Raw genomic sequence first — 8,234 nt, forward strand, 5'->3', positions numbered from 1 at the left:
TATAACAATCACTATTCTATTGAAACTTTCTGTTGTTCCTGAGTGCCTTTTTTGGCCTTAACCTTGGCGATAGCGGCAGCAATTGCCGCTTTACGCGGATCAGTTTCTTCTGCTGGCGGTGTTTCTGCCTGAGTTTCAGTTAATTGCTGAGTTTGAGCCTTCTTGGCCTTGACGCGGGCAATAGCGGCCGCGACGGCAGCTTTACGCGGATCAGTGTCTTCCGCTGGCGGTATCTCTGCCTGATTTTCAGTTAATTGCTGAGTTTGAGATTTCTTGGCTTTGACGCGAGCAATAGCGGCTGCAACGGCAGCTTTACGCGGATCAGTGTCTTCCGCTGGCGGTATCTCTGCCTGATTTTCAGTTAATTGCTGAGTTTGAGCTTTCTTGGCTTTGACGCGAGCAATAGCGGCAGCGACGGCAGCTTTACGTGGATCAGTTTCTTCTGCTGGCGGTGTTTCTGCCTGAATTTCAGTTGATTGCTGAGTTTGAGCCTTCTTAGCCTTGACGCGGGCAATAGCGGCCGCGACCGCATCTTTACGAGGTTCACTAGCGGTAGTTTCAGATTCTTTTGTTTCCAGTGATGGCGCTACTTCCTGATTTTGAGCTGCTTTCTTTGCTTTAGCTCTGGCAATCGCTGCTGCTAATGCGGCTTTGCGTGGATCTTCCGCACTTGTTGGTTCAGATGGAGCAATATTAATATTTTCAGCCGACTGTTTTTCCGCCTGACGAGCGCGAAGTTGCTCTTTTCTTGCCTGACGAGCCGCTATTACTGCGGAATTATCGGGTACTTGCCCCGGTTCTATAGCAACAACTTTACCTGCGTCAGCCTGTTTTTCCTTCACCCGGGAAAGTGCATCTTGTACAGCACTTTTATCTTTATTATCAATTTGAACGGCCGATTTTTTGTGTCGTTCTTCACGGGACAATTTTTCTCGTTCCATACGGGCTTGTTTAGCTTCGAAACGAATTTTGGCTTCCGTTGAACGGCGGTTTTCCTGATCCAAGGCCCGAATTTCAGCTTTCTCCTGGCGATAATATTGCACCAGAGGAATATTACTTGGACAGACATAAGCACAGGCGCCGCATTCAATACAGTCGAACAGATTGTGATCTCTGGCCTTTTCGTGCTCTTGTCCACGACTGAACCAATAGAGTTGTTGCGGCAATAAACGGGCAGGGCAGGCTTCCACACATAATCCACAACGAATACAAGCCTCTTCCGCTGTATTTGAATCCATTTCCTGATGGGATGGCGCCAGAATACAGTTACTGATCTTAACGATGGGTACGTTGAGGTCGGGCAGCGTGAATCCCATTAAAGGGCCGCCCATAATGACCATTTGTTCTGATTGTGGTTCAAATCCGGCTAACTGGAGAAGAAATTGTACCGGAGTACCGAGCCGCGCCCAGAAGTTACCCGGTGAGGTAACTGCTTCTCCAGTAAGCGTAACGACTCGCTCAATCAAAGGTTCTCCATCGATAATGGCACGCTTGATTGCAACCACTGTGCCTACGTTCTGCATTAGCACTCCGATAGCGGAGGAGCGGCCGCCGGATGGGACTTCTTTACCTGTCAGGATTTTGGTCAGTTGTTTAGCGCCGCCGGAAGGATATTTGGTCGGGATAACCCGGATGATAATCGATTTATCGCCTTTTAGCGCGGTTTTAAGTTCTTTTATCGCTTCTGGCTTATTATCTTCGATACCAATCAGGATCTGCTCCGGTTTAAGCAGATGTTCCAGAATATGAATGCCCTCAATAAGTTCGTCGGCATGTTCCTGCATCAGACGGTCATCCGCGGTAATATAAGGTTCGCATTCTGCCGCGTTAATGATCAACGTCTTAAGGCCATGCCGACCGCTTTGCAGTTTAGCGGCGGTCGGAAAACCGGCTCCGCCTAAACCTGCGATACCTGCCTGATGGATTCGGTTCAGTATCGTCTCTGTATCCAATGATTGATAATCCAGTGTCTGAATGCGTGTACACCATTGGTCGGCGCCATCAGGGCGCAAACGAACACATAACTCTTTCAACCCGGATGGGTGCGCGGTAATACACGGTTCAATGGCAATGATGGTACCGGAAGTCGATGCATGAACCGGTACTGTGCGACCAGTGCCAAACGTTAACGGTTGGCCTTTAAGCACCTTATCACCTACTTTAACCAGCAACTCGCCTTGCGTACCCAAATGTTGTTGCAATGGGATGATTAACTCTTCTGGTAGTGGCGCAATGCGTAAAGGAGTTTGGCTGGATTGCAGTTTCATTTCAGGTGGATGAATACCACCGGCAAAATCCCAGATTTTGTTTTTATTGAGTAAATTGAATAAGTTAAACATGATGTTCAGCCTCAATATTTTTAACTGGGATACTGTTGATGGAAACGGAGTGCGATGGCTGAACAGTAATATTTTTAATGGGTATGGTTTTTAAATCCCATTTCCAATTAGCAGTGGTTGTGGCTACAGGGATCATCGTAATGCAGTCTGTTGGGCAAGGAGCAACGCACAGGTCACAACCGGTACATAAGTCTTCAACAACGGTATGCATGGCACGGGTAGCGCCGACAATAGCGTCTACGGGACAGGCTTGAATACATTTGGTGCAGCCGATGCAATTCTCTTCATCGATAAAGGCGACTTTGCGGGCTGGATTTTGTACGCTTGCATCACCATCTAATGGTTGTGGATCGACACCGAGCAGCTCTGAAATTTTCAGCATAGCTTGTTCACCACCGGGTGCGCATTTGTTAATCATCTCACCATTATTCGCTATGGCTTCAGCATACGGGCGACAACCAGGATAACCACATTGCCCACACTGGCTTTGCGGCAGAATATCATCAATGTTTTCAACAATAGGGTCCTCTTCCACCTGAAAACGGCGGGCAGCAAACCCCAGGATTAACCCAAAAATTAACCCTAGTGCACTGAGTGCACCAATAGCAATCCATAATGATGTCATCAGAACTTCACCAAACCACTAAAGCCCATAAAAGCCAAGGACATTAAACCCGCAGTGATAAGACCAATAGATGACCCCTTGAAAGGGGCGGGGACATCAGCAACAGCCAGACGTTCACGAATAGCGGCAAACAGTACCATAACAAGAGAGAAACCGGCGGCAGCACCGAAACCATAGATAGCGGATTGTAAAAAATCGTGTGATTGATTGATATTCAGCAGCGCCACACCAAGTACAGCACAGTTAGTCGTAATCAACGGCAGGAAAATACCCAATAACCGGTATAACGTCGGGCTGGTTTTGCGTACAACAAGCTCGGTGAATTGCACCACCACCGCAATAACAAGAATAAAACTCAGGGTACGCAAATAGATTAAATCCAGTGGTAATAAAATAAAGGTATTCACCAGCCATGAACATACAGAGGCCAGTGTCATAACGAATGTTGTTGCAAATCCCATCCCGATGGCAGTTTCCAGCTTTTTAGATACGCCCATAAAAGGGCATAAGCCAAGGAATTTCACCAAGACAAAATTGTTAACCAATACGGTTCCAACAAATAAAAGAAAATAGTCAGTCATTGCTGTGCCTGAAAATGAGTTTGTTTACTTTTTATTAAGTTGACTTTTATTAAATTATAAGTATGCCCTTGTCTTACCAGGGGCAATCTATTGTTAATGATAACAACCAAAGAAAGTTGAGGTTATCGATCTTGTGTGAAAGTCATTTTGACTCGATGAGAGCGTTTAATGTAGGGGACGAAAATAGCGGTTGCCAATAGTGGCCATGCTAATGCGCGTAAAGCCATTTGATCAGGAATAGGGGAGAAAGCGAAAGTTTTCAATGCAATTAATATGGTAACAATAAGCCAAATAATAAAAATTTGCGGGAATCTTTTTGATCGAATGAAAAGCAGTTTCAATACCCATAGGGTGTAACACCACATTACCGCAGTAATGGCAACAGAAAGAAACCACATTAAAGTAAAGTGATTATTCCCGGCACTCAATGCACTGTTTTGGCTAAAAAATGCCACAATATATAAGGCAAGCATTATACTGGCACTGAGAAAGGTCATAATCAGATAAGCTGCCGGAGCCAGAATCCAACCATTAATTCGGTGGTAATCATTGGTTTGATACATAAATCATTCCACTTGAAGCTATACGAAAAAAGAATAATAGGCGATTCTGATGACTTAGGAAATAGGTTGTAGGAATAGATTGGTTGAAAGATCTTCAAGGGTAGATTCAGAGATAATTTGCTCAACGGTCATTACCAATGATATTTTTTACGGATGCTGAATTGCTGCATATTATTAATGAGTTTGAGGGGCTGTTATGCGTGAGCTGTTAAAGGTTGGGTTGGTGGGGTATGGTTATGCGAGTAAAACGTTCCATGCACCGTTAATTGCCGGCACTGCTGGTGTTAAATTGGCCGCCATTTCCAGTAGTGATGCTGAAAAAGTGAAATCAGATTGGTCAAATATTCCGGTGGTATCCTGCCCTGAGGATCTTTTTAATGATCCCGACATTGATTTAATCGTTATTCCGACACCTAATGATACGCATTATCCTCTGGCACGGAAGGCATTGGCAGCGGGTAAGCATGTTGTGGTGGATAAACCATTTACCATCACCGTTGAACAAGCTGAATCTTTAAAAGAGCAGGCAGAAAAGGCGAATTTATTACTTTCTGTCTTTCATAACCGCCGTTGGGATTCCGGTTTTCTGACGATAAAATCGTTAATTAAAGAAAATCGTTTGGGCAAATTAAAATATTTCGCATCTCATTTTGATCGTTATCGTCCTGTTATACGTCAAAGATGGCGTGAAGCGGCGGGGCAAGGAAGTGGTATTTGGTATGATTTAGGCCCTCACTTACTCGACCAAGCGGTTCAACTATTTGGTAAACCACAATCTATTACCGCTGATTTGGGGATGATCCGCCCACAAGCGGCAGCAGTAGATTATTTCCACGTGTTGTTGAATTATTCGGATATTAAAGTGGTTCTTCATGCAACAACCGTGGCGGCTGCTGAATCTGCTGTTTATACGTTGCATGGTATGGAAGGCAGTTATGTGAAATATGGTCTTGATCCTCAGGAAGAACGGTTGAAAGCAGGGGAAAGGCCGCCGCATGCCGATTGGGGATATGATATTCGTGACGGTGTTATGACACTGTTAAGTGGAGAGGAGTTAGTGACTGAACATGTACCGACTTTGCCTGGTAATTATTCTGCTTATTATGCTGCTATCCGTGATGCGATTACGCTAGGTAAACCTAATCCAGTCACGGCAAGTGAAGCAATTCAAATCATGAAATTAATTGAAGCCGGTATTCAGTCGGCAGAACAACAACGTACAGTGGCAATTTAAACTTACTACCTTGTTGTGACTTTTTAATTTACTACTTAGCCTGGTTTGCCGGGCTAATTATTTGCAAAGCAAGGAAAATGATAAATGACTTGGTGGCAAAGATTAAAAATAGATCCTTTTTTGATGGTATTAGTGACGGTAGTTGTTATTGCAACATTCTTTCCTTGCGAAGGTGAAATAAAAGTAGGATTTCGACGGTTAACCACAGCGGCTATTGCTCTGTTGTTCTTTATGCATGGCGCTAAATTATCTCGTCAAGCTATTATTGCCGGCATGGGACATTGGCGGCTTCATTTAGTTGTTTTTTTCAGTACTTTTGTCTTATTCCCAATTATCGGATTAGGACTGAATTTACTAGTACCCGAAGTCATGACACCAACGATTTATTGGGGATTCCTTTATCTTTGCGCATTACCGGCTACAGTTCAGTCAGCTATTGCTTTTACTTCGGTTGCTGGTGGTAATGTTGCCGCGGCTATTTGCAGTGCTTCGGCATCCAGTATTTTGGGCGTGTTTTTGTCGCCAATATTAGTCGGACTGATGATCCATACGCAGGGAGAAGGCAGCCCCGATACATTGGCAGCAATAAAATCTATCGTCCTTCAATTGATGGTTCCCTTTATTATCGGGCATCTGTCACGGCCATTAATTGCACGTTGGGTGGAGAAACATAAAAAACTAGTGAATATAACTGACCGGTCATCAATTCTTTTGGTGGTTTATGTGGCTTTTAGTGAGGCGGTTGTAGAGGGCATATGGCATAAAATTGATGGTTATTCGCTACTGATGATTGGGGTTATTTGCTGCATTATGTTGGCGATTGTGCTGATTATTAATACTTATACCGCTCGCTGGTTGGGTTTTAATAAAGAAGACGAAATTACGATTGTTTTTTGTGGTTCGAAAAAGAGTCTGGCTAATGGCGTGCCAATGGCGAATGTGCTATTTCCGGCTGCGACGGTTGGTGTAATGTTGTTGCCGTTGATGATTTTTCATCAAATTCAGTTGATGGTGTGTGCAGTATTGGCGCAACGTTATGCTCGGAGGTTAAAACGGAGATAGATATAAATCTATGATAGGAAATTGTTGTAAATATATGTTTATATATTAATGATATTTACAACAATGTAATATTTGACTACGAAATTTAAATCGTAAGTTTCTATTTGAATTTTATATTTCCCCAATGAATGCAATTTTATATTTCAAATATTTTTCTTCCGAGATCTAAGACTAAGGAGTTTGGAGTCTGGTCATGTAAAACCTCGTTATCCGATAAGCGCTTTTGCTTTAGCTCTTATATCTTCCAGTTCTGAAGAATTAACATTGCCTTTTTTTGTCACTTTTCTGGCTCGCCAATCAACGCATGTTACCTGATCAGCTAAGGCGACACTATCGCGGCTTCCTGATAGTTCAACTTCAAAAGGATAATCTTTTGCCTTCGTTGTGCAAGGAACACAGAGTAGTAACCCCACTTTATTGTTATATGCAAATGGACTCAGTACTACTGCGGGGCGATGGCCTCCCTGTTCGTGTCCAGTCACAGGATCAAAGTCAATCCAGATAATATCGCCAGCATCAGGCACAAAACGAGAAACCATCAGATCAATTCCTTACCCACGGGAGAACCAAAATCTATTTTTTCATGAATATTTTCCGGTGTAATTCCTGCTAATAGCGCATCTAGAGAATACTCTTTCGCCCTGACTGGAATAATGATAATTCGGCCATCTTCGACAGTAATATCAACAGTATCATCGACATTAAGTGAGGCGGCTTGCATGATAGCTACCGGAAGACGTACAGAAGGGCTGTTACCCCATTTTTTCACTACTACTCGTGCCATTTTTAAATCCTCAAAGTATCAACAATGAAGATACTCTATCAGTTTTAATTTTAAGTATCAACTTTGTCGATACTCTACTTGTGTGTTGTCATAATGCAAATGAAAACTGTTTTTGAAGCGGGAGTTTAGGAATCGGAAATAACGACGAAAGGGGACGATAGAACGCAGTTTTGCGGATGCGAATGTTGTTGGTGAGCTAGCAGGGCAGCTAATTCCTGAGTACAGGCTTGTTCACCAAAAGTTCTGCTTAAAATTTCGATAAGACGAATACCAATATCGTTAGTTTCTTCAAAGGCAAAGGTAGCGTCCCCACCAATTTTGACGATATGAACAGCATAGAAATTATTGATATGTTTGAAGGAAAATACTCCTAATGGATTTGTTGTTAGATACCAATATCCTGCTGTTCATGGCATATGAACCGGAAAAATTGAAAGCAGATATTGCAGCAATATTAATAGTCGTATTTATATCGAAGTGACGTTTAGCACCACATTCGACATATTTCCATTGGCGCATGGATAACATTAATTGCTCATTAATATGATCGCAGAAAATTACTCCAAATAAAAAATTTCCCTATATTTTAGTAATGCAGTAATTGGTGCAATTAAAAAAAAACAACGCTAATCCAGCACATAAAATTTTAATTTTTACTGTTTTAGCCGTTTTAACTGTCGTGAATACAAAAAATAAGCCTAACGGAACAGAGATATACCAGAAATGACCGAAATACAATACGTAAATCATAAACAGCCAAATTATTACTGCTGTTGCTTCATCTAATACGGACATATTCCAGAACTCCTAACGTGTTTTGATATACCCAAGAAACTTCAAGATGCAGTTTTTAGCACCTGAAAATGGTCGTTAATTCTAGACATCAGCGAGTTCGCTATATCAGGTAGCGTTGTGGTGAAAAATTTGAAGACTTTGTCTCGAAATTCATGTTTATCAGCGAAATAACGGTTATTTCGAACCTGTTCATTCATGACCTTCCATAATCGCTCTATCGGGTTTAAATTTGGGCTGTATGGCGGAAGGTA

9 protein-coding genes are annotated in these 8,234 nt (G+C 42.7%); 2 read left to right on the plus strand and 7 right to left on the minus strand.

Going from position 1 to position 8,234, the window contains the following annotated elements:
* Positions 1-11: 11 nt before the first annotated feature.
* The 4 genes from rsxC to C6H66_RS22845 form a co-directional block, all read right to left on the minus strand.
* On the minus strand, positions 12-2,339 hold the full coding sequence (gene rsxC, locus C6H66_RS22830; protein WP_105396813.1) for an electron transport complex subunit RsxC: 2,328 nt from the start codon (positions 2,337-2,339) through the stop codon (positions 12-14).
* On the minus strand, positions 2,332-2,964 hold the full coding sequence (gene rsxB / locus C6H66_RS22835) for an electron transport complex subunit RsxB (RefSeq protein WP_105396814.1): 633 nt from the start codon (positions 2,962-2,964) through the stop codon (positions 2,332-2,334). Before rsxB ends, rsxC begins: the two co-directional genes overlap by 8 nt.
* A complete protein-coding gene (gene rsxA / locus C6H66_RS22840) occupies positions 2,964-3,545 on the minus strand; it encodes an electron transport complex subunit RsxA (RefSeq protein WP_011146612.1) in 582 nt (193 codons plus the stop codon). The genes rsxB and rsxA overlap by 1 nt, the downstream gene beginning before the upstream one ends.
* Before the next feature lie 122 nt (positions 3,546-3,667).
* Positions 3,668-4,108, minus strand: coding sequence for a DUF2569 domain-containing protein (locus C6H66_RS22845; protein ID WP_105396815.1), 441 nt, complete (start codon positions 4,106-4,108; stop codon positions 3,668-3,670).
* 196 nt (positions 4,109-4,304) lie between these two features.
* Here C6H66_RS22845 and C6H66_RS22850 point away from each other — a divergent pair, with 196 nt between their 5' ends.
* Together C6H66_RS22850 and C6H66_RS22855 are read left to right on the plus strand one after the other, a co-directional pair.
* Positions 4,305-5,342, plus strand: a complete 1,038-nt coding sequence (locus C6H66_RS22850; protein ID WP_105396816.1) for an oxidoreductase — start codon at positions 4,305-4,307, stop codon at positions 5,340-5,342.
* An 84-nt stretch (positions 5,343-5,426) separates the two neighbouring features.
* Positions 5,427-6,404 carry a bile acid:sodium symporter family protein gene (locus C6H66_RS22855; RefSeq protein WP_105396817.1) on the plus strand — a complete coding sequence of 326 codons (978 nt, stop codon included), beginning with the start codon at positions 5,427-5,429 and terminating at the stop codon, positions 6,402-6,404.
* Positions 6,405-6,610: 206 nt separating this feature from the next.
* On the opposite strand, the gene mazF is transcribed toward C6H66_RS22855, so the two are convergent.
* The 3 genes from mazF to C6H66_RS22880 all read right to left on the minus strand — a co-directional run.
* A complete protein-coding gene (mazF, locus tag C6H66_RS22860; protein WP_040148713.1) occupies positions 6,611-6,943 on the minus strand; it encodes an endoribonuclease MazF in 333 nt (110 codons plus the stop codon).
* Positions 6,943-7,188, minus strand: a complete 246-nt coding sequence (locus C6H66_RS22865) for an AbrB/MazE/SpoVT family DNA-binding domain-containing protein (protein WP_036805875.1) — start codon at positions 7,186-7,188, stop codon at positions 6,943-6,945. Before C6H66_RS22865 ends, mazF begins: the two co-directional genes overlap by 1 nt.
* An 836-nt stretch (positions 7,189-8,024) precedes the next feature.
* Positions 8,025-8,234: transposase (locus tag C6H66_RS22880; RefSeq protein ID WP_181150275.1), on the minus strand; the 210-nt coding region annotated here is incomplete at its 5' end.

Origin of the sequence: Photorhabdus hindustanensis (genome assembly GCF_002968995.1) — a bacterium.
In the GTDB taxonomy this organism is placed as follows: Bacteria; Pseudomonadota; Gammaproteobacteria; order Enterobacterales; family Enterobacteriaceae; genus Photorhabdus; species Photorhabdus akhurstii.